Here is a 788-nt window from a genome sequence, read left to right as displayed (position 1 = left end):
ATGACTTTCGGGGACCGGTCGTGGACCTACCGGGAGCTTGATGAGTCGGCGAATCGGTTAGCGCACTTACTCGTTGCTCGTGGGGCGGGTCCGGGTGGGTGTGTGGGGTTGTTGTTGCCGCGCGGCGCGCAGGCGATCGTGGCGATGTTGGCGGTGCTCAAGTCGGGGGCGGCCTATGTGCCAATGGATCCGGGCTTGCCCGCGGCCCGGGTGGGGTTCCTGGTGGCTGACGCCGCCCCGGTCGCGGTACTGACCACCACCGAGTTGCGCTCGCGGCTGGATGGTCATGGCGTGGCGGTGATTGATGTCAGTGATCCCGCTATCGATGCCCAACCGGCCACCCGACCACCGGGCCCGGCTGCTGAGGATGTGGCGTATTTGATTTACACCTCGGGCACTACCGGGGTGCCTAAAGGTGTTGCCGTTACCCATGGCAACGTGACCCAGCTGTTGGCGTCGCTGGATGGTGCGGTGGAGCGGGTGGGGGTGTGGTCGCAGTGGCATTCGTATTCCTTTGATGTGTCGGTGTGGGAGATTTTCGGTGCGCTGTTGGGTGGGGGCCGGTTGGTGGTGGTGCCCGAGGCGGTGGTGGGTTCCCCGGATGATTTGCAGGGCTTGCTGATTGCTGAACGGGTCAGTGTGTTGAGTCAGACCCCGTCGGCGGTGGCGATGCTTTCGCCGCAGGGGTTGGAGTCGGTGGCGTTGGTGGTGGCCGGGGAGGCGTGTCCGGCTGAGGTGGTCAATCGGTGGGCGTCGGGGCGGGTGATGCTCAACGCTTACGGGCCGAC

General features: G+C 65.5%; 1 protein-coding gene. It reads left to right on the top strand.

What is annotated here, in order from left to right:
- A partial coding sequence (locus A5692_RS02650; protein ID WP_156765899.1) for an AMP-binding protein occupies positions 1 to 788 on the top strand: 788 nt, incomplete at both ends.

The organism is Mycobacterium sp. E342 (assembly GCF_001667665.1).
Classification (GTDB): Bacteria; Actinomycetota; Actinomycetes; order Mycobacteriales; family Mycobacteriaceae; genus Mycobacterium.
The sequence above is the reverse complement of the archived record's forward strand: the minus strand, read 5'-3'. Positions and strand labels throughout refer to the sequence as shown.